Here is a 21,659-nt window from a genome sequence, read left to right as displayed (position 1 = left end):
CATAGACTTATGTCTATCTCATTTTTTTCATTGATTCTGGCATTTCTTCAGCACCAGCTGATAAATAAGATGCTGTAGCTGAAGTCACCATCTTCTCAGAAGCTTTCTTTAAAATCTCTGCTGTTAATTTTTTTATCATCATAATTTCCATCTCCTCAAAAGTTAATTTTTATTTTTTTCTAATCTATTGAACATTAAAAGTGTTTGAAACATTACTGTCCAGGTAATTAATAGGTAATAATTACTATACTTGTACATTATAATCGAAGCAAGTATAAATAGAATTATGTTACATAATCCCTTTCGTCTATTCTTTTGTATTAAATGGGGATGTGTAATTGGCATTTTTGGATTTATTACTGGAGCCTGATTATATATGCAAAAAATACATATAATAAGTACAATACAATTTCCTAAAAATGTAAAAGATGTATTTAGACTTAAAATCAAAATTCCAGCTGTTAATAGCATAGTTGCTATAAAACACTTTAATTGTGTATCTTCATGATATCCACCTATAAAAGGTTTACTCAAAGACATTACAGAAATAATAATTACTGATTCGATAAAATATCCCAATATAGAAAATATCACTATTGTCGAAATAAGTTTTATACTTTCAAATAGTATAGTTCTTAAAACATAATCCATTTCTTCTTTCTCTTCTTTTGTATAATTATCCTGTGCTACAAACTCAACAACTTTTTCCGATATTTTTCTCACCATAATTTATCTTTATTTCCTTTTTGATTTTATATTAACATTATATAACATTTAATCTATCTACTCAATATATTTTTACATATGATTCTATTTTTTTCTTATTCTTTTTATAAAATTCACTTTTTACTAACTTTTATATATAGGCAGTATGGTAATATATGTATTTCAATGAACATATTGTTATGAACTTTGAACACTGTTAACATTATATTGTTCATAAATTGAACTATATATTTTCATCTTGGAGGTAAATTAATATGAATGATAATATGTCTTATTGGAAAGAAGTTTGGGAAAGAAAAGGAAATTCATATGCTATAAGCTTAGAAGAATTTGATGGTTATGAAGACACTTGTGCAAATGTAAAAGAAATCGCAGACTATATTACAAAGGAATTATGTATAACAGAAAATGATACAATACTAGAGGTTGCATGTGGTGCAGGTGGACTAGCTCAATATTTAAAATACAAAAAATACGTAGGAGTAGACTATTCTAATTCTCTTGTAAAAAAACATATTGAAATCCTAAAAAATTCTGTTTTATGTGGTGAAGCTAATGATTTGATATTTAAAGATAAAAGCTTTGATTATGTAATATGCTTTGGTGCATTTCATTACTTTCCAAGTCATGAATATTCTAATCAGGCAATTTCAGAATTCAAAAGAATTGCAAAAAAAGGAATATTCATTGGTGATCTGCCACTAACATCACACAGAGATACACATCTATTATACAAAAAGGAAGATTTCTCTGACTGGAAAATAACTGACGGTTGCTATAATCCTTGTAGATTTAATATAAGCTTAAAATTATAATCTAAAACATATAAATAAATTGTGTAGAATCAAAGTTTAGTGGATAACAACCGAAATTCAATATATGATAGGCTCGATTGTAAGAAAATTTGAAGCAAAAATTCTAAAGCCAGAGGATGCCCCCAAAAATGTTTGCTCCAAAAAGCAAGTTTTGGACAAACAATTTTGGAACATCCTCTGGCTAAGAATTTAATGCATAAAATTTTTAATACAATACTACGCCTATTCATATATTGAATTTCTTTGTTTTCTCTATGATCATAGAAATCGAACTCTTGTTAATTATGATTTATGTTTTCAAGAATATTTCATGACTAAAAATATACTTTTCAAGCAATTGTAGTAATCTATGAAACTACTTATAAAATCTCTGTAATGCCTAAGAAATAAGCAAATTCTTAAGAATTTACATTCTGATATTTATAAATTCATAAAATTATACCTTTTAAAAAATAATAAAATATTAACTTTTTAAATCTTTAACATAGATAAATAAATATTATTTAATTTAAAAATGTATTTATTTAAATCAATGATGTTAATAGTATGAGTTTAGATGAAACAAAGAAATAAAGTTCTTATGTTGGCGGTGTCTTGCATTCGAAAATGAAGGTGTAGAATTTTTACATTAATGATTGTTCCAAAATTGTTTGTCCAATACTTGTTATTGGAGCAAACGATTTTGAGCACAATCATTGATGTTTAAATTCACAGCTTCATTTTTGTGGCAAGCGAGCCACACATAAGAGCTTTATTTCGGTTATTTAACTCTAAACTCTGATTCTACATCCTATTTTTAAATTTCACATAATCTTGCAATTTTATTTTCATAAAATATTCACTCATTGCTTCAATGAATCTTTCAATATCATCAGTTTTAATATCTCCCATATTAGCAACTCTAAAAGTATTTTTTTCTGCTAATTTTCCTGGATATATTGTAAATCCTTTTTCATATAAATAGTCATGAAACTCTTCAAAATCATAATTTTCATTATCCGGCTCTATTACTGTTGTTAATAACATTGAAGCATTTTCATCACCGACTAATCTTTTTAGCTTTAATTTATCTAATCCACTCCATAAAATCTTGCAACATTCCTTATATCTTGCTTCTCTTTTTTCTACTGTTTCCTTTTTTGTCTCTTTTATTGCTTGCTTTAGTGCATACACAACTTGTACTGGAGGTGTAAATCTCATTTGATTATTTTCTTTGAAATACTCATACTGTTTATATAAATTTAAATACATATTTCTCGGCTTAATATACTTAATTTTATTTAAAGTATCTTTATTACATATAACAAAACTAACTCCAGCCATACCTTGTATGCATTTGTTTGAACTGGAAATCAAATATTTTATATTCATTTTTTCCATATCTATTTCAATTCCAGCAAAAGAACTCATAGCATCTACAATTAAGTTTACTTTATATTTTTCGCACAGTTCTCCAATAGTTTTTATATCATTTAAAAGACCTGTTGTAGTTTCATGATGAACTACTGCTAAATGTGTTATATCTTCAATTTCATTCATCTTCTTATCTAATTCATTAAAATTTATTTTTTTTATTGATGAACATTTAAATTCTATATAATTTAAATTATATATTTTACACATTTCACATATTCTTTTACCATACGCGCCATTATTAATTACAAGAACCTTCTCTTCATTATTGATTACTGAGCTTATTACTGATTCAACTGCTGCTGTGCCAGAACCTCCAAATAATATTGTAGTATATTTAGAATTATCTGCTACAATATTTGTTAATTCTTTTGATATGTATCCCATAACATCTCCAAATTCTTTTTCCCTTGGGCAAATATCTGAAACTATCTGTGCAGATTTTACACTGTCTGATGTTGTTGCTGGACCTGGATTTAATAAAATATTTCTTTTTATATCTTTACATATCATAATTTTTTCCTTTCTATATTTCATCCAAATATTCCATAAGCATATTTTTATTTTCAATTGGAGTTGTAGTAGGTCTGCCTAAATCTTTTCTTGCCCCCTTATTTACCTTAATCTCTAGGAATGCCAATTCATTTGTTTCATTAATTTCTTTTAAGCATCTTCTAATCTCACTTGTATTTACACATGAATAAAATTTTTTATATCCACAAGCCTTTGCTATTTTCAATAAATCTATATCTAATCCAACAGTTTTTTGTCCCCCTACTGAATCATGTGCTCCATTATTAATAACTATATGAACATAATTATTTACATTTTGATTTCCTATAATAGCCATTCCGCCCATATGCATAATTAAAGCCCCATCCCCATCTAAGCAGTAAACTTTAGTATTTCTTTTGTTAATTGCAATTCCCAAAGCTATTTGTGAAGCATGTCCCATAGATCCCACTGTCAAAAAATCTTTATTATGACCTTCATTTCTCTTTTCTCTTATCTCAAATAATTCCCTTGATGCCATACCAGTAGTTGAAACAATGACAGATTCCTTATTTATCTCTGATAATATTATTTCTATAGCTTGCTCTCGTGATAATTCAAATTTATTTTTACTGTCACCTAAAGATGTTGAAGCATATTCTTCAAAAGTTTCCTTCCTTACAATAATTGCATATGGCTCTTTTGTTTCTATCATATAGTTATATGCTCTTTTTAATACATTCTTTATATCATCATTTGTAGTATCTTTGCTTATTACTTCATATGATATTCCTATACTTTCCATAAGCTTAACTGTTATTATCCCTTGCTTTTTGTGCTGAGGTTCATCTTTTTTCCCTGGTTCACCTCTCCACCCTATTAATAGCAACATAGGAATTTTATAAACTAATTTATCAGCTAATGAAACTAGTGGATTCACTGCATTTCCAATTCCTGAATTCTGCATATATACTAAAGGAATTTTTCCTGATGATAAATAATATCCTGCAGCAAGTCCGATTGCATTACCTTCATTTGCTACAATTATATTGCTTTTTTCTTCTTGGTCAGAAATATATGCACAAAATGATTTTAATAGTGAGTCTGGCACTCCTGTAAAAAAACCTATTTCATAGCTTTTTAGTGTATTATAAAAACTTTCAACATTTATCATATCTTTTCTCTCCGCATAATATTTTTTAAATTAGCTTTCACCTATTATTAATAACTAGATTTGATACAATATAAGACTTACTAAAATATATAATTAAATACTACTAGGAATTAGATTTAAAATTTCTTTTATTGGCATACAATTTATTGATGCTTCCTTAGACCTTTCATTTAGTAATATGGTTTTCGCTGTATCTACCATTGCTGGATATGCGCTTCTTATTAAATGATTTGCATAAATTATCACATTGATTCCGAGTTCTGATAGTTCATTTTCAGTCATAAAATTATACGAGGTAGGTACAACAACAAGTGGAACTCTATTTTCTAATTTATTATATAATCTGCAGAATTCAATTATTTCTCTTCCATCACTTTCTTTACTATGAATCATAATTCCATCACTGCCTGCTTCTATGTATGCTTTTGCTCTTTTTATAGCATCATCCATTCCATTTTTAGCAATCAAACTCTCAATTCGTGAAATTATCATGAAATCACTAGTAACTCTAGCTTCTCTTCCCGCTCTTATTTTTTCACAAAAATGTTCAATAGTATCTTGTGTTTGAGTAACTTCTGTTCCAAATAAAGAATTTTTTTTAAGTCCAGTTTTATCTTCAATTATAATAGCTGACATGCCTAATCTCTCTAAAGTTTTTACTGTATATACAAAATGTTCTATTTGTCCACCTGTATCTCCATCTACTATTATCGGCTTTGTTGTAACCTCTAAAATTTCATTTATTGTATTTAGTCTAGATGTTAGATCTACAAGTTCAATATCAGGTTTCCCCTTAGCTGTAGAATCACATAAAGAACTAATCCACATCCCATCAAATTCTTTAACTTTTCCATCTTTCTCTACTTTAGTCTTTTCAACTATTAGACCTGTCAGTCCATTATGAGCTTCAAGTATTCTTATATGTTTCTTTGAATATATCAATTCTTTTAATGATTTCATTCTTTGCTCTGGGGTTATACCAATATTATAAAGTTGTTCTTCTAATTTACTTATAGATACTCCTTTAGTATATGGGACTTCAACAAGCTTACCATCCCATTCTTTTAAAACTTCTATAACTTTATCTCTTATTTCCCTTTGATCTCCTTCCATCCAATCATCACCATGCAAAACATAATCTGGCTTAATTTTTCTAAGATTAGGCACTTGATTTAATATATCTTGAGGTATTACTTCTATAACACCTTTAATATTTTCAACCACTTTTTTTCTTTCTTCATATTTCATTATTGGATTTCTCCAATATCCTCTAATAACCTTATCTGTATGCAATCCTACAATAACATTGCCAAGCTTCCTTGCTTCATTAAGAACATTTAAATGCCCTTGATGAATTATATCTGCACTCATAGCTACATATACTTTTTTCATAATTAAATTCCTCTCACTTTCATTTTTTCTAGTTGCGGTAATATTTCATTTTTTATTCTTTTTAAATGATGTTTATCATCAACTTCGCCCCATATTAAATTATCAATTTTTAAATATCCAACTTTTCTATTCTTAGCTGCATCAAATATTGCATTTTCATAATCATATTTTCTGATTTCTTCAACTAGATTATTATCATAATATACATCACTCATTTTACTTCTATATTCTTTAATCATTTCTTTATACAATTTCATAGAAATCTTTGATATCCCAACAAGTTCTCCATAAACTTCATCAATTTCTTCCCTAGCTTTAGATATTTTATATAGGTTATCATCTCTAACTTCTACATAACATTCATCACCTGAATTTGTTTTTCCACTTAAAAGAACACAATCTTCGCTTTCAGAATTAATTGTCTTAATTAATCCATAAACCTCGTATAGAATATCACTTTCAAGTAATATAAAATCCTCTTTTAACTCATTTTCTAATATTGACAGTGAAGTCATGCTTCCTGTTGCTTTATATTTTCTATTTTTAACTGTATGAATACAGCTTTTGTCTTTTGCAAATTCCTCATATAATTCACTAAGATATCCAGTTACTATATAAATTTTTTCTATTCCAATACTCCTCAATTTTTCTATTGACCGTTCCACTAAACTTTTCCCTTCTATTTTTAGAAGGCCTTTAGGTACTTCATTTTGGGTTATATCTTGCAAGCGACTCCCCATTCCTGCCGCTAATATTACTGCCGTTTTAATACTCATAACTCAACCTCCATATAAAGTTCATTTTTTGAACACCTTTATCCTATCACCTTTCATTGTTCAAAACAATATGTTCAATAATTGAAATTACAATTTTTACAAAGAAATAATCATGCATAAAAATAAACACTAAGTTTTACACATATAAAACCTAGTGTTTATTTAATAATGCTTTATTCAGATAAAAGTTCCCATTCTTCATATAGCTTCTCTATATTTTCTTGTATAATCTTAATTTCCTTATTAACTCTTTCGCTCTCTTCCGGATTAGAATATATTTCTTCTTTACACAACTCTTCTTGTAAATTTTCAAGTTTTTCTTCCTTTTTGCTTATATTATCTTCTAATTCCTTAATTTTCTTTTGTTTTTCTTTTTCTTCTTTTTCTAACGCCCTCTTTTTCTTCTTCTCTTCATTTATTTGAGTTTTGGTTTTTCCTCCGGCTAAGCTTTCAAAATGCTCAAATCTTTGTGGATTCTTTTTCTTTTCAACATAATAATTATAATTTCCTAAATATTCATTAACCCCATTCTCTTCTAATTCCAATATTCTATTAATAACCTTATTCAAGAAATATCTATCATGTGATATAACTATTAGTGTTCCATCATAAGTTAAAATTGCTTCTTCTAAAGCTTCCCTTGATGGAATATCTAAATGGTTAGTAGGCTCATCTAAAAGTAATAAATTTGATTTAGATAACATTAATTTTAATAGATTTATTCTACATCTTTCTCCACCACTTAGCTTATTTATTTCTTTAAATACATCATCACCTCTAAATAAGAATGATCCAAGATAGTTTCTTAGCTCTGTGGTAGTTAATTCCGGAAACTCATCCCATACTTCATCTATTATTGTCTTATCAAGGTTTAAGTTTGACTGCTCTTGATCATAGTATCCTAGATTAACATTTGCTCCAAGAACCTTACTTCCACTATCACTTTCTATTTTATCCATTATTATTTTAAAGAAGGTAGTCTTTCCACGCCCATTTTCTCCTATTAAAGCTACTTTTTCTCCTCTTTTTAAATCAAAGCTTAAGTTAGTAAATAGTTTTTTATCGCCATAACTCTTAGATAACTTTTCTACATGCAATACATCATACCCACTCTTCACCATTGTCTCAAAATTGATTCTTGATGCCTTCTTTTCTTTATCTGGCGCATCAATTCTTTCAATTTTTTCAAGCATTTTTTCTCTACTTTCTGCTCTTTTTATACTCTTTTCTCTATTAAATGATTTAAGCTTTTCAATTACTGCCTCTTGTCTTTTAATTTCTTCTTGTTGAAGATTATATGCCTTAAGCTTTGCTTCATAATCTTTTTTCATAAGCTCTAATGCTTTAGTATACGGTGCATTATAACAATTAACATGACCATTTATAACTTGAAAAGTATTGTTTGTTACAGAATCCAAGAAAAATCTATCATGGGAAATTACAATAACAGTTCCTTTATAAGTTTTTAGATATTCTTCTAGCCATTCAATAGCCTCTAAATCTAAGTGGTTTGTAGGTTCGTCTAAGAGTAATATTTCCGGCTTCAAAAGCAGTAACTTACATAGTGCTACTCTTGTCTTTTGTCCACCACTTAATGTATGTATTTCTTTACTAAAATCATCTTCTGTAAAGCCTAATCCTTTAACAACTCTTGATATTTCACCTTTATATGTATAACCGCCTCTATTTTCATAAAGATCTTGTGCTGTTCCATAATCCTTTATTATTTTTTCATGATAATCAGCTTTACTTTCATCATATGGCTCATTCATTTTTTCTTCTAAATCTTGAATTTTCTTTTCAAGCCTTTGTAGATCTTCAAAAACTAACAACATTTCATCATATATACTATTACACGATTCTAAATCTAAATGTTGGGATAGATATCCCAAAGATTTATTTTTATCTATAAAAACTTCACCATCATCTTGAGATAATTCTCTTGTCAATATTTTAAATAAAGTTGATTTTCCTTCTCCATTAGCACCAATGATACCAACTTTATCTCCTTCATTAATTGAAAATGTTATATCTTTTAATACTTCAGTTATTCCATAACTTTTGCTTATGCCTTTACAACTTAAAACAATCATTTTTCTTCCTCCAGCAATACTATGTCAATTATAATTTCCCACAGAATAATTTTAAAATTATTCTGTACTTTTACTTTTGTATAAATTAAAAATTACAATAACTTTCTGTAGATTATTATACTATAGATAACTAACTTATATCAATTTTACTCATTTTCATATACATTATATTCTATAGTTAATTTGTTTTACAGTTGTAATATAAAAACATTAACAAGAAAAAAATTAGAATGATTCAATAATTTGAACCATTCTATTATCAGTAATTTTAAAACTAATCTCATTTTTCTACTTTGTCTATTTCATCTTCATCAAATATCTTAAATCCGGCTTCTTTTTCTAACGACTTCATTTTATTGCTAATACTATTTTTCTCTCTAATAAAACAGCTTATCTTCCCTTATAATAATATTTAAGTAATGTTCAAGTTTAGCCTAAATATTATTATATTAGGAGATGAATACATCTCCTAATAATTAAGCATTCAAAATTAATCTTGTATTTTTCATTGTATCATCTTGAACTAAAACATACCCTATCTGTGGTCTCTTATTGAATAATCCTATTATATATATTGTTATGAACTGTGCCTTACGTAACCTAATATTACTAATATACTTAGCAAATGATCCATCATCGCTTACTACCAAGAAATTATAAATTCCAGGAGATATAGGATAATATTCATTTGTTTCAAGATATGATACTTCATCGAACAAAACAACATTTTCTGGTAATCTTAAAGATAAAAGCGGAGAATCTGGTGATAAATTTATAAATCTAACTGATGACAATAATGGATTGGTTATATTATGTGTATCATCTAATACAAAGAATGATATTTCACCATTTTCATAGGTCACAGCAATTGTATAAACTCCATTTGGTTGAACCTCAGATGGTTCTGTTATTAATGGTCTTGATTTTGTCCCAGCTTTATATAATTGAACCTTATATTTATCTGCTGGTATTGATATATATTCAGTTATAGTCCCAAAAGCTAAATTAGAATATATAAGTTTTCCATTAAAATATACATCTACATTTGGTCCATCTGGAATAGCATGTAACAATCTTACTTTTCCATTTACCCTAGGTAATGAATCATCAAATAACATCATTACTCCATTTCCTCCTTATTATAATATTGTAAAGATAGCTTAACTATCCTTTTTGTAATCACTTTTGCCAATGGAGAAGGTATTTGATAATCAAAAAATGCACTCATTACATTTTGATTATTTGCTTCAATTTCTGAAAATATTCTATTTACCTCTGCATCTCCTCTATTTTCATCAAGATCTGTTTCTTCATTTAATTCTAAATCAAAGTTTTTTAATATCTCTGATGGTAATGGAACTTTTACTATTGGCTGCATTGGTATATACTTATCAATGTCGCTTCTGCCAGCACCCATAGAATTTGTACTTTCTTCTTCTGTATAACTCATGGAACTTGGATTTTCACCACCTGATTCACTCATAGAACTTGGATTATAGTCCAAATTTTCTGTATTCCCCATTGCTCCTTGGTTCATATTTGTATTTGATTTATTGCTTCCTTTATAACATTCACCTATCTCATTATAGTAGCAATATAATTGATCCTTACTTGTTTCACTAGGAAATAAGTTAGGACTTTCCAAATTCTCATCTACTGGATTATTAATTTTTCCTCCCATTATACTACCTTCATCACTTCTAAATAAATTTTGATCAAATTTAGGTGGTATAAATCTAAACTGTTTATTCTTAACTTGAGACATATATTTATCTGCTATATTCATTTAAATCCCTCCTTTAAAATTCTTTATAAATATATGAGTAAAAATGCTATTTGTTCCCTTTAATAATATGAAATCATAAAATGATATAGTACAATATATGATTAAGATTATCACATTAAATATCTTCTATGAATAAGATATACTGGAGGAGATGCATATGAAGATAAAAAATAAAGGAAACATCAGAGATTTATTTATTGGATTAAATGAAAAAGTCTGCGATGGTAACGGTGAATGCATAGATGGAATAAACTTTGATAATGCTGCTACTACTCCAACTTTTAAATCTAATATAAATGTTCTAAAAGATATGAGTAAAATTTATGCTTCCATTGGCAGAGGAGCTGGGCAAAAAGCTGAAATATCAACTAATCTGTATAATGAAGCTAGAAATTTTTTAATCAATTACTTTAATATAAAAAATAAAGATGACTATACAGTTGTCTTAGTAAAAAACACCACTGAAGGTATAAATAGACTTTCAAAAATTCTACCACAAAATAATGACGATGAGATTATTATAAGTTCTAGAATGGAACATCATTCAAATGATTTACCATGGAGAAATCGTGGTAAGGTAGACTATATCGAAATTGATGAATATGGAAGACTCAAATTAGAAGAATTAGAAGATAAACTCAAGAAAAACTTAGGTAAAATAAAATATGTATCACTTACTGGCGCTTCTAATGTAACAGGCTATATAAATGATATTCATTATATAGCAAAAATTGTTCATAAATATAATGCCAAGTTAATCGTGGATGGAGCTCAGCTTGTTCCACATAGAAGAATCAATATTGGTGGTAATTCTAAAGATGAGCAAATTGATTTTTTAGTCTTCTCTTCTCATAAAATATATTCTCCATTTGGAATTGGCGTAATTATAGGATTAAAAAAAGATTTTGATTTAGGTAAGCCTGATCATATAGGCGGCGGCACAGTTGATTTGGTACTAGATAATGAAATTACTTATCTCGGTCCACCAGAAAGATACGAAGCTGGTACGCCAAATTTTTTGGGTACTATGTCATTGATTAATTCTTTAGAAGTTTTAGACGACATTGGCTATGATTATATTGAAGAACACGAAGACAAGCTACTAAAAGCCACCATAGAAGGTCTAAGTAGTATCCCAAAAGTTATTAATTATGGTGATACGGAATTCTTTGATGACAGGTTAGGAATATGTACTTTTAATATAAAAGATATGTATCATCGTGATGTTGCTGAAATTTTAGCTAAGAGAAAGGGCATTTCAGTTAGACATGGTTGGTTTTGTGCGCACCCTTATTGTAGAAGGTTAATGAATGCTACTGAAGAAGAAGCAAAAGCTTTTCTTAAAAATCCAGATGAAAAAATGCTTGGCATGATAAGAGTAAGCTTTGGACTTTATAATACTATAAAAGAAGTTCATGTATTTTTAAATGTTGTAGAAGATATATGTAATGGAAGATTTCAGTAACAAAAAATATTGATTTAATTATATTAAAAGGGAGATACATCAAATTGATCAATAAAATCGATTATGATAATCTCCCTATCTGTTTATTATAAATTAAACACTTTGTATTTAGGTAAGTTTCCTTCAAAAGCTAACTCGGGCATATTCTTAATTAATGGCTTAAAATAATCATAAGCTTCTTGCATAACGAAGTTTCCTTCTTCATTAATCCATTCTTTTGGAAAATATTTAACTTGATTAGCTATTTTTTCTGTATCAACTAACGTATATGAAACATCATATAAGAAATTACTTGTTCTATTAATTGCAACCATTTTTCCTGTTTCACCATCAACTGCATACTGGTATGCACATTTACCAACATCATATGCTTCTTTTAAGTCCATATCAGAAGCACAATGCATTGAACAACGTTGTAAAATTCCAAGTTCAAGTGCCTTAACTCTGTTAGTAATTCCATTTTCTATAATAATGTTCTTTAAATAATTACATACTCCGCCTAATTGTGCATGCCCAAATTTATCCTGTGTTGAAGATTCAATTTCAGAAATGAACTTTCCATCTTTATTTCTTATTCCCTCTGAAACCACTATGTATACTTTATTATTTTCTTCAAATCTCTTTCTAACATCTTTTAAGAACTTTTCCTCATCAAAGACTACTTCTGGAAGATATATAAAGTCTGCCACAGGCTTATTATCAATTCTTGCAAGGCAAGCTGATGCTGCAAGCCATCCTGTATCTCTACCCATAGTTTCTAATATAAATATCCCATTATTAGTATATACGGAAGAGTCTAAATATGTTTCTATTGCTGTAGTTCCTATAAATTTAGCTGCGCTTCCAAAACCAGGTGTATGATCGGTATACATTAAATCATTATCAATTGTTTTTGGAATTCCTATGAATTTAATATCTATATTTTTCTTCTTAGCATACTTCGATAATTTATTTATTGTATCCATTGAGTCATTTCCACCAACATAAAAGAATGCTTTTATATCATACTCATGGAATATTTTCATCAATCTATCATATTCTTCTTCATTGGTTTCCGGATCTTTTAATTTATATCTACAAGATCCAAGTCCAGATGATGGTGTAAATCTAAAGTATGAAATTTCTTCATCTGAAATTTCTGAAAGATTTATTATATTTCTTTCTAATATTCCTTCAATACCATTTAACCCACCATATACATTATCAAATGCTTTCATCTTCTTATTGCCTTTTAATAATCCTACAACACTTGAATTAATTACTGCTGTAGGTCCTCCTGATTGAGCTATTATACAATTAGACATGAAAATCCTCCTTATATTTGCTACACTAATAGTTTTAAATAACGTATACTATTTAGCAATAAATATACTCTATTTAATAATATACAATAAAAATAGACTTAAATAAAGGGTTTTTTTATTATAAAATAGATTTATTTTCTTTAAAGCTTTATATTATACTGCTCTTTATTAAGTAATATAAGTTTTTATTTTATTTTGGCATATATTCTTATTTCCGTAATTATTATTAAAGTAAGAGATTTTTTTAGAAAGGATTTTTATATGGAAATTCAATATCTTATTTTAATTGCTATAGCATTGGCTATGGATGCATTCGGCGTTACACTTGGAATTGGCTTAAATAATTGTCTATATGCAAAACATAAAATTATGTATATAATATCATTTTCTTTTTTTCAATTTCTATTCACATATATAGGTGGAAGCTTAGGATATTTATTTGATACTTATGTAACCAATATTCCTTCTGTAATAGGAGGAATTATAATGGCTATAGTTGGAATACTTATGATAATTGATGGAATAAAAGAAAAAGAAAATACCATTTTAATAAAAAAAAGTACATCATTAATATTAGGTATATCAGTTAGTATTGATGCTCTTGTTATAGGATTTACCACTTTCCATAGTCAAGGAATAAGTCTATCACTATTTATTAATTCTGTTTTTATAGGTCTTATAACAATGTTTATATGTACATTGGCATTTTTTATATGCAGATTTATACGTAAAATTGATTATGTTGTTAAATATTCAAATTTCTTGGGTGGATTAGCACTTATAGGATTTGGAATAAAAATGTTATTATTTTAATGATTCCTTCTCCTATATATTTATGTTACATATATGCTATAATATATTTAATATTTTATTGTTAGGAGATATTAATATGGATCCAAAAGAACTTTTAAAAATTAAAGGTCTTAAAGTGACCAATGGACGTATTAAAATATTAAATATATTGTCAAAGTCTGAGAATAGTTTATCTGCTGAAAATATATATCAAATTTACCTTAAAAACAATATAAATATAAATTTGAGTACAATATATAGAACATTAGAATTATTTTATGAAAAAAAAATAACCGAAAAAATAATCCAAGATGATAAAGTATTTTCGTATAGATTAAAACGCAATACTCATAGACATTATCTAGAATGTGATATTTGTCATAAAGAGATAGAAATTCCTTGTCCAATGAGTCAGATAGAAGAGACTGTAAAAAACACAACTGGATTTACTTTAACTGAACATGACCTAAAACTTAGAGGCGTATGTAAAGACTGTAAAAATAAAAAACATGATTAATTTAATTCCTTTTTATAGGATATATTCCTCCAATTTCATAGATTATATTTATTGTCTCTGCACACAATAATAGTGCAAAGCAAAGATGCTTAGCAAAAAATATTACATTCCAAAGGAGGAATACATTATGGCAAATTCATCATTAGTACCAGAAGCAAAACAAGGATTAGCTAAATTCAAAAATGAAGTAGCTAGTGAAATGGGAGTTCAATTTAGTGACTACAATGGAAACTTAACTTCAAAACAATGCGGAAGCGTTGGTGGAGAAATGGTTAAGAGAATGGTACAACAATACGAATCTGGCATAAAATAAGGATTCCAAAAGAGTGTACCAAATAGAGAGATAGCTTATTAAAGCTATCTCTTTTCTTTTACTTATGATATATATTATTATAAATATTTTAAGACATTCCGATAAACATACCTATAAAATATGGTATTAACCAAATAATCCATACTGTTATACTAAATTTGTGAAAAGTATCTTTTTTCTTTTCATCATTTTTATATAAAACCCATGTTGCCCATCCTGCATGAAATAACATTAATATTATTGCTAAGGCACCTGTGATTCCATGAATACTTTGACTTGTAGGATTCATAACTTCTATTCCTGACTTTGCTATTTCTCCCATTGTAAATGTTCCTATTGTATCAAATATTAATCCTAACCAAAATATTATAACATGATTTTTATTAAGAGTTTTTGCCTTTCTTTCTCCAAATACTCCTATTGTATAAAACACTAACGCTAATGTTATTGTTATTATTGCAAAAATTAATTTTCCATCCATATAATTTATTTGTTCTCCTTTATTTTATTTCTTAATTTTGTTAAAGCATCTTTTACTTGCTTTACTTCTTCTTCTGTAAAATTTTCAAATACCTTATCAAAACTTCCATTGATTTCTTCTATAAAGTTTTTTGCAAATTCAAATCCTTTATCTGAAAATGCAACATATGTGTTTCTTTTGTCCTTTTCATCTTTAATCTTTTTAACATAATCTGCTTTTTCAAGTCTTGCAACTATTCCAGATATTGTTCCTTTTGATAGAGACATTTCTTCACACAATTGAGAAATATTAACCTGTTTATTATGAGCAATAAGCTTTATTACCATGATCTGTTGATTTGTAAGTCCACTTTCTCTTAAACTCTTACTAACTGTGCCCATTGTATTTGCATATATTTCCTTTATAAGCATTGCTACCTCGAAAGAATCTTGTCTCATCTAATCTTCCCCCTGTTACTTCAATAATTTTATTATATTTCATCTTAATTTTACTTCTGTTATTTAATAATTTTCCTATCTTGTACTCTAACCGTCCTTAAAACTATTAAACAATTAAATTCTAATAATGATTAGATATTTAATTGGTGCTGATTTAGTTTCATGTTGTTAATTTCCCCCAAAAACTAATTACTATATTTTAACTTTGTATCAGTAAATTTTATTGAGCTTAATAAGAATAATACTCCTGCCATAAATAGTGCTAAGCCAAGTCCCATATAAAAGTCTCCTACATATACTGGATTAAATACTCCTATATTTCTAACTGTAATACCTAAGAAAATCATAAAACTCATTATGAAATAGCTTTTAAAATCAAAAAATGAAAATACACAATGCTTTTCTAAGCTGCTGTTTATAATCCTTCTTGTATGCTTTTTAAACATTTTACTAAATATAAATTTGAAAAACATATAAAATACTATACTTCCAGAAGCTATGCTAATAATCCAGTTGCCATTATTAATTTTTACGTCTCCTAAGCCTGAAGTTAATACTCTAAAGCCAGCAAATCCCCATACTATTCCTGCTATTAAAAGTAAAGTCCTCTTTTCTACTTTTGGTGTATATTTAATTAAATTTTTCATATTATCATCTCCTATAAAGTTAAGCATAAAATAGTTTGCATAGAAACTAATTAGTTTCTATGCAAACTATTTTATGCTTAAAATTTCATTTAGTCAATATAAAATTCCAATATATCTTTAAATTTTAATAAAAAAATCGCCAAGGCGACTATGATATAATCCCCCATAAAATATAAATCCAATAGAATACAGTAACTTAAATTCAAAAAATCCTTTAGCCGTCGATTTTTTCAGCGCATTCTGGATTTTCTGAGCTTACCGAAGAAAAGGCCAGGCGCATATATTTTATTTTTTTATTCTTTAGGTTAAATGACATTAGTTTATTGCAATATTTTTCAAAACAGTTTATACCCTCAAGGGGTACCTCCTCCACAGATTGTCCATCAATATAATTTCCTAAAGAATAAAAAAGCAGGAAACAATACATTTCCTGCCTAATTACTTTTATTATTCAACTGGCATAAGAACTGGTGTAATTGTGATTTCATCACCTCCCCCATCAATCCTTACTTTAGATCCATAATTAATGTCTCCCCTAATTATCATCCTTGCAAGTCTATTCTCTAAAGTATTTTGAATATATCTCTTTAAAGGTCTTGCTCCATAAACTACATCATAGCCTTCATTTGCCATTATAGTCTTTGCTGCATCTGTAACTTCAATTTCAATATTCTTTTCTTTTAATCTTCTTGAAACATCTTTTAAGAAGATATCGATAATCTTCTTAATTCCAGATTCAGATAATGGTTTAAACATAATTATATCATCAACTCTGTTTAAAAATTCTGGTTTAAATCTTAGTTTTAACTCATTCATTACCTTATCTTTTATTTCAGGCTGAACAGCATCTTCATTGTTATTCTCCAATAAATATTGACTTCCAATATTAGATGTCATAATAATTATTGTATTTTTAAAATCTACTGTCTTACCTTTATTATCTGTAAGTCTTCCATCATCTAAAATTTGAAGAAATATATTAAATACATCTTCATGTGCCTTTTCAATTTCATCAAATAATATTACACTATATGGATTACGTCTTACAGCTTCAGTTAACTGACCACCTTCATCATATCCAACATATCCTGGAGGCGCTCCAACTAATCTTGAAACAGCATGCTTCTCCATATATTCTGACATATCAATACGTATAATGTTTTCTTCTGAATCGAATAGGTTTCTAGCTAATGTTTTAGCAAGTTCAGTTTTACCTACACCTGTAGGTCCTAAAAAAATAAATGAACCAATTGGCCTATTTACATCTTTAAGTCCAGCTCTTGCTCTTAAAATAGCATTAGTTACAGCTTCAACTGCTTCTCCTTGGCCTATTACTCTTTGACTCATATCGTCTTCAAGTCTTAATAATTTTTCTCTTTCACCTTCAAGTAGTCTTGAAACAGGAATTCCAGTCCACTTAGAAAGTACAGCTGAAACTTCTTCTTCTGTTACTTCTTCTTTTAATAAAGCGCCTTCATAGTTTTCTTTTGTCTCTGATTCTTTTTGCTTTATCTCTTCTTCAAGTTTTGGAATTATGCTATATTGAATCTCTGCTACCTTATTATAGTCAAAATTCCTTTGAGCTGCTTCTATTTCTCCTCTAGCTTCATCCAATTTGCTCTTTAAAGTTTTTATAGCTGTAATATTTTCTTTTTCCTTTGTATATTTAGCAGTCATTTCATCATTTTTTTCTTTAAGTTCAGCTAATTCTTTTTCAACATCACTTAGTCTCTTTATAGAACCTTCGTCTTTTTCTTTAGACAATGCTTCTTTTTCTATTTCCAATTTGAAGATATTTCTTCTTACAACATCAAGTTCTGTTGGAAGAGAGTCTATTTCTGATCTTATCATTGCACCAGCTTCATCAATTAAATCAATTGCCTTATCTGGCATGAATCTATCTTGAATATATCTATCAGAAAGTTTTGCAGCAGCTACAATTGCTGAATCATGAATTCTTATTCCATGATGAATTTCGAATCTTTCTTTTAATCCTCTAAGTATTGCAATTGTATCTTCTACACTTGGTTCATCAACAATAACTGGTTGGAATCTTCTTTCAAGTGCTTTATCCTTTTCAATATATTGTCTGTATTCATCAAAAGTTGTAGCACCTAAACAATGAAGCTCTCCTCTTGCTAAAAGCGGCTTAATTAAATTACCTGCATCCATTGCACCATCAGTTTTACCTGCACCTACTATAGTGTGAATTTCATCTATAAATAATAGAATTCTTCCTTCACTATTTGATACTTCTTTAAGTACTGCTTTTAATCTTTCTTCAAATTCACCTCTATATTTAGCACCTGCAATTAATGCTCCCATATCCAATGAGAATATAATCTTATCTTTTAATCCTTCTGGCACATCGCCTCTTACTATTCTTTCTGCAAGTCCTTCAACTATTGCAGTTTTACCAACACCTGGTTCACCAATAAGAACTGGATTATTTTTTGTTCTTCTTGATAATATTCTTATGGTTCTTCTTATTTCTTCATCTCTGCCTATAACTGGATCTAACTTATGCTTTTTAGCTAATTCAACTAAATTAGTACCATATTTAGCAAGTGCATCATAAGTTCCTTCTGGATCTTGAGTCTCAACCCTTTGACTTCCACGTACTTCTGATAATACTTTTAAAAAATTATCCTTTGTTATATTGTATTGTTTTAATATTTTTGAAACTTCTGTATTTTTATCAACATCCATAATAGCAAGCATCAAATGTTCAACACTTATATATGAATCTTCGAATTTCTTAGAAATTTCTTCTGCTTTAATTAATGCTTCATCAACTTTTCTTGTTATATATACATTACCAAGACCTTCTCCTGTGACCTTTGGCATGCTATCTAAGGCACTATTTATTGAGCTAGATAATGCCTTCATATTTACCCCCATCTTAGTAAATATGTTAGGTACTAATCCATCTTCTTGTTCTACAAGCGCAGAAAAAAGATGAATTAAATCTATTTGAGCATTATTGTACTTAACAGCAGTAGCATTAGCATCACTTAATGCTTGTTGTACTCTTAATGTCATTTTATCAATATTCATAATCTTTCCTCCCTTTTACATAAACTACATTCAATACTTAAATATAAAGCATTCAAAATATATCTTTCCCAAATAATTTAATATATTTGCTTAAATATATTTTTGATATTTTCTTTATTTCTATACATATATAATAATACAAAGGTCAAAGAAAGTCAAAGTGTATTTTAGATTTTTTATAATTTTTTTAAATATAAATGAAGTTAGACATATTACTGCCTAATAAATACAAAAAAATAAAGCTCTAATGCTCTGCAGTTACTTGCATTCAAAAATGAATCTTTAGAACTTTTACATCAATGGATTGTTCTAAAATTGTTTGTCCTCTTTTTCATCAAAACAAACAGTTTTGCTTCAATCAGTGATATTTAAATTCGTAGCTTTATTTTTATAGCAAGCCAGCAGAACTTAAGAGCTTTATTTCACTTGTATTAAACTTTATTCTTTATCAAAAGTATTTTCCTTGTTAACCTCTTTATTTTTTAAAGCTTCTACGATTTCATCCATATCCACTTTACCATTTTCTTTTGATTTTATATATGATTTCAATATTTCTGATACATCAAGACCTGTTAAATCTTTTAAAACTTCAAACCCTGATCCTACAACATTCGTTACTGTTTTAGCTATTGAAGATGCTCCACCTTTTCCATCACCAGTATCAATGACAGTTATCTTATCAATATTACTCATCGGTTTAGCTACTTGTTCCATTATTTGTGGAAGACTTGAAATTAGCATCTCTGCTATTGCAGCTTCCCCGTACTTAGACATAGCATCTGCTAATCTGTCTTTAGCTTCTGCTTCTGCAATACCTTTAGCCTTTATTGCTTCTGCTTCTGCTTGTCCCTTAGCTCTTATAGCTTCTGCTTCTGCTTGAGCTTCTATCTTTTTTGCTTCTGCTTTGGCTATTGCTTCTATTCTTATTTTTTCTGCTTCAGCTTCTGCTTCTTTTATTGCTTGAATTTTTTTAGCATCCGCATATATTGCCATTTTTGTCTTTTCTGCATCAGCTGGTTTTTCTACTTTAGCTATAAGTTCTTTTTCTACTCTAATTGCTGCTTGTTCAGCAAGTAATGCTTTTTCTTTTTCTACTTCTGATTGCTTTTCTATCTCTTTTAAACTATACGCAATATCCGCTTCTGCTTTAGCCCTATCTTGTTCTGCTCTAAATTGTTCAACCCTTATTCTCTTATCTCTTTCTGCTGCTGCAATTTCAGTATCTGCTGAAAGTTTAACCTTTTCACCTTCTCTTATTGCCTCAGCAGTTTTGATATCAGTGTCTCTTTTTCTTTCTGCTTCTGCAACTTCTGCGTCCGCTTTAGATTGAGCAACTTGTGGTCTAGCTCTATTTTCCAAGTATCCACCTTGTGTTGATATTTGCAAGATAGAATAAGAAATTAATTGCAAACCCATTTCTCCAAGTTCTCTTTTTATATCTTCTTCAACTTTTTTTTCGAATGCAGAACGATCATTATTAATTTGTTCCACAGTCATTGTTGATACTATCCCTCTTAAGCGGCCTTCAAGAACTGGCTCTACCATTGCTCTTATAACAACAGTGGTATTCTTTGCATTTCCATTACAAAATTGTTCAACTGCTTTATATACACTTTCTGTTTTATTTTCAACCTTTACCACCGCTGTTCCTGTTACATCAACAAAAATACCTTGCTGAGATGGTGCTTCTTTAACATCTGTTGTCATAGATATATTTTCTAATGAAATTGTACACCATGTTTCAAGAATTGGGATTATAAAACCACCTTTTCCTGTTAACACCCTCTTTTTAAGACCTGTAATAACCATTGCCTTATCTGCTGGAACCTTACGCCAAAAGGCTAGTATTATAGCTAATAAAATAATTACCAATAAAACTATAGGTCCATATTCAAGAATTTTTGATAAAGTACTATCCACTTTTACGCCCCCTTATTCATTATAAAATAATATTACTATATTAATTATATATTATTTTC

At 28.4% G+C, this 21,659-nt stretch carries 20 protein-coding genes; 5 read left to right on the top strand and 15 right to left on the bottom strand.

Going from position 1 to position 21,659, the window contains the following annotated elements; genetic code table 11:
* Nucleotides 1-13: 13 nt before the first annotated feature.
* Both BN2920_RS22285 and BN2920_RS06040 read right to left on the bottom strand, forming a co-directional pair.
* Complete coding sequence (locus tag BN2920_RS22285) at nucleotides 14-142, bottom strand: hypothetical protein (RefSeq protein WP_268259063.1); 129 nt, start codon at nucleotides 140-142, stop codon at nucleotides 14-16.
* 20 nt (nucleotides 143-162) lie between these two features.
* Nucleotides 163-726 carry an accessory gene regulator ArgB-like protein gene (locus BN2920_RS06040; protein WP_058294114.1) on the bottom strand — a complete coding sequence of 188 codons (564 nt, stop codon included), beginning with the start codon at nucleotides 724-726 and terminating at the stop codon, nucleotides 163-165.
* Nucleotides 727-980: 254 nt separating this feature from the next.
* Between BN2920_RS06040 and BN2920_RS06035 the strand changes: the two genes are divergently transcribed.
* Nucleotides 981-1,541: a class I SAM-dependent methyltransferase gene (locus BN2920_RS06035; protein WP_058294113.1), complete on the top strand. Its 561-nt coding sequence runs from the start codon at nucleotides 981-983 to the stop codon at nucleotides 1,539-1,541.
* A 783-nt stretch (nucleotides 1,542-2,324) separates the two neighbouring features.
* On the opposite strand, the gene BN2920_RS06030 is transcribed toward BN2920_RS06035, so the two are convergent.
* The 7 genes from BN2920_RS06030 to BN2920_RS06000 all read right to left on the bottom strand — a co-directional run bounded on the left by BN2920_RS06030 (nucleotide 2,325) and on the right by BN2920_RS06000 (nucleotide 10,667).
* A complete protein-coding gene (locus tag BN2920_RS06030) occupies nucleotides 2,325-3,491 on the bottom strand; it encodes a 2-aminoethylphosphonate aminotransferase (protein ID WP_230142847.1) in 1,167 nt (388 codons plus the stop codon).
* The gene (aepY, locus tag BN2920_RS06025; protein ID WP_058294112.1) at nucleotides 3,481-4,620 is read right to left on the bottom strand and encodes a phosphonopyruvate decarboxylase; all 1,140 of its coding nucleotides are present in this window, start codon (nucleotides 4,618-4,620) and stop codon (nucleotides 3,481-3,483) included. Before aepY ends, BN2920_RS06030 begins: the two co-directional genes overlap by 11 nt.
* A 93-nt stretch (nucleotides 4,621-4,713) precedes the next feature.
* A complete protein-coding gene (gene aepX, locus BN2920_RS06020; RefSeq protein ID WP_058294111.1) occupies nucleotides 4,714-6,012 on the bottom strand; it encodes a phosphoenolpyruvate mutase in 1,299 nt (432 codons plus the stop codon).
* Nucleotides 6,013-6,014: 2 nt separating this feature from the next.
* Nucleotides 6,015-6,788, bottom strand: a complete 774-nt coding sequence (locus BN2920_RS06015) for a phosphocholine cytidylyltransferase family protein (RefSeq protein WP_058294110.1) — start codon at nucleotides 6,786-6,788, stop codon at nucleotides 6,015-6,017.
* 173 nt (nucleotides 6,789-6,961) lie between these two features.
* A complete protein-coding gene (gene abc-f / locus BN2920_RS06010; protein WP_058294109.1) occupies nucleotides 6,962-8,881 on the bottom strand; it encodes a ribosomal protection-like ABC-F family protein in 1,920 nt (639 codons plus the stop codon).
* Nucleotides 8,882-9,357: 476 nt separating this feature from the next.
* Nucleotides 9,358-10,002: a DUF4397 domain-containing protein gene (locus tag BN2920_RS06005; RefSeq protein WP_058294108.1), complete on the bottom strand. Its 645-nt coding sequence runs from the start codon at nucleotides 10,000-10,002 to the stop codon at nucleotides 9,358-9,360.
* Entirely contained in the window at nucleotides 10,002-10,667 is a 666-nt protein-coding gene (locus BN2920_RS06000; protein ID WP_058294107.1) for a hypothetical protein, read from the bottom strand. Before BN2920_RS06000 ends, BN2920_RS06005 begins: the two co-directional genes overlap by 1 nt.
* 157 nt (nucleotides 10,668-10,824) lie before the next feature.
* On the opposite strand from BN2920_RS06000, the gene BN2920_RS05995 reads away from it, so the two are divergent.
* The gene (locus BN2920_RS05995; protein ID WP_058294106.1) at nucleotides 10,825-12,132 is read left to right on the top strand and encodes an aminotransferase class V-fold PLP-dependent enzyme; all 1,308 of its coding nucleotides are present in this window, start codon (nucleotides 10,825-10,827) and stop codon (nucleotides 12,130-12,132) included.
* Between the two features lie 86 nt (nucleotides 12,133-12,218).
* On the opposite strand, the gene BN2920_RS05990 is transcribed toward BN2920_RS05995, so the two are convergent.
* The gene (locus BN2920_RS05990) at nucleotides 12,219-13,436 is read right to left on the bottom strand and encodes a 6-phosphofructokinase (protein ID WP_058294105.1); all 1,218 of its coding nucleotides are present in this window, start codon (nucleotides 13,434-13,436) and stop codon (nucleotides 12,219-12,221) included.
* A 261-nt stretch (nucleotides 13,437-13,697) separates the two neighbouring features.
* On the opposite strand from BN2920_RS05990, the gene BN2920_RS05985 reads away from it, so the two are divergent.
* The 3 genes from BN2920_RS05985 to BN2920_RS05975 all read left to right on the top strand — a co-directional run bounded on the left by BN2920_RS05985 (nucleotide 13,698) and on the right by BN2920_RS05975 (nucleotide 15,058).
* The gene (locus BN2920_RS05985; protein ID WP_058294104.1) at nucleotides 13,698-14,249 is read left to right on the top strand and encodes a manganese efflux pump MntP; all 552 of its coding nucleotides are present in this window, start codon (nucleotides 13,698-13,700) and stop codon (nucleotides 14,247-14,249) included.
* Nucleotides 14,250-14,325: 76 nt separating this feature from the next.
* Nucleotides 14,326-14,745 (top strand): Fur family transcriptional regulator, encoded by a 420-nt coding sequence (locus BN2920_RS05980; RefSeq protein ID WP_058294103.1) that lies wholly within the window; start codon nucleotides 14,326-14,328, stop codon nucleotides 14,743-14,745.
* 127 nt (nucleotides 14,746-14,872) lie between these two features.
* Nucleotides 14,873-15,058 (top strand): alpha/beta-type small acid-soluble spore protein, encoded by a 186-nt coding sequence (locus BN2920_RS05975; protein WP_058294102.1) that lies wholly within the window; start codon nucleotides 14,873-14,875, stop codon nucleotides 15,056-15,058.
* A gap of 88 nt (nucleotides 15,059-15,146) precedes the next feature.
* Here BN2920_RS05975 and BN2920_RS05970 read toward each other — a convergent pair whose 3' ends face one another.
* From BN2920_RS05970 to BN2920_RS05950, 5 genes are all read right to left on the bottom strand, one after another.
* On the bottom strand, nucleotides 15,147-15,539 hold the full coding sequence (locus BN2920_RS05970) for an HsmA family protein (protein ID WP_058294101.1): 393 nt from the start codon (nucleotides 15,537-15,539) through the stop codon (nucleotides 15,147-15,149).
* Nucleotides 15,540-15,544: 5 nt separating this feature from the next.
* Entirely contained in the window at nucleotides 15,545-15,976 is a 432-nt protein-coding gene (locus BN2920_RS05965; RefSeq protein ID WP_058294100.1) for a MarR family winged helix-turn-helix transcriptional regulator, read from the bottom strand.
* 185 nt (nucleotides 15,977-16,161) lie between these two features.
* Nucleotides 16,162-16,623 carry a hypothetical protein gene (locus tag BN2920_RS05960; RefSeq protein ID WP_058294099.1) on the bottom strand — a complete coding sequence of 154 codons (462 nt, stop codon included), beginning with the start codon at nucleotides 16,621-16,623 and terminating at the stop codon, nucleotides 16,162-16,164.
* A 447-nt stretch (nucleotides 16,624-17,070) separates the two neighbouring features.
* Nucleotides 17,071-19,680, bottom strand: coding sequence for an ATP-dependent chaperone ClpB (clpB, locus tag BN2920_RS05955; RefSeq protein WP_058294098.1), 2,610 nt, complete (start codon nucleotides 19,678-19,680; stop codon nucleotides 17,071-17,073).
* Between the two features lie 438 nt (nucleotides 19,681-20,118).
* The gene (locus tag BN2920_RS05950; RefSeq protein WP_058294097.1) at nucleotides 20,119-21,600 is read right to left on the bottom strand and encodes a flotillin family protein; all 1,482 of its coding nucleotides are present in this window, start codon (nucleotides 21,598-21,600) and stop codon (nucleotides 20,119-20,121) included.
* Nucleotides 21,601-21,659: the final 59 nt, after the last annotated feature.

This window comes from Clostridium neonatale (genome assembly GCF_001458595.1).
Classification (GTDB): domain Bacteria; phylum Bacillota; class Clostridia; order Clostridiales; family Clostridiaceae; genus Clostridium; species Clostridium neonatale.
This window is presented reverse-complemented; position numbering and strand designations above follow the sequence as displayed.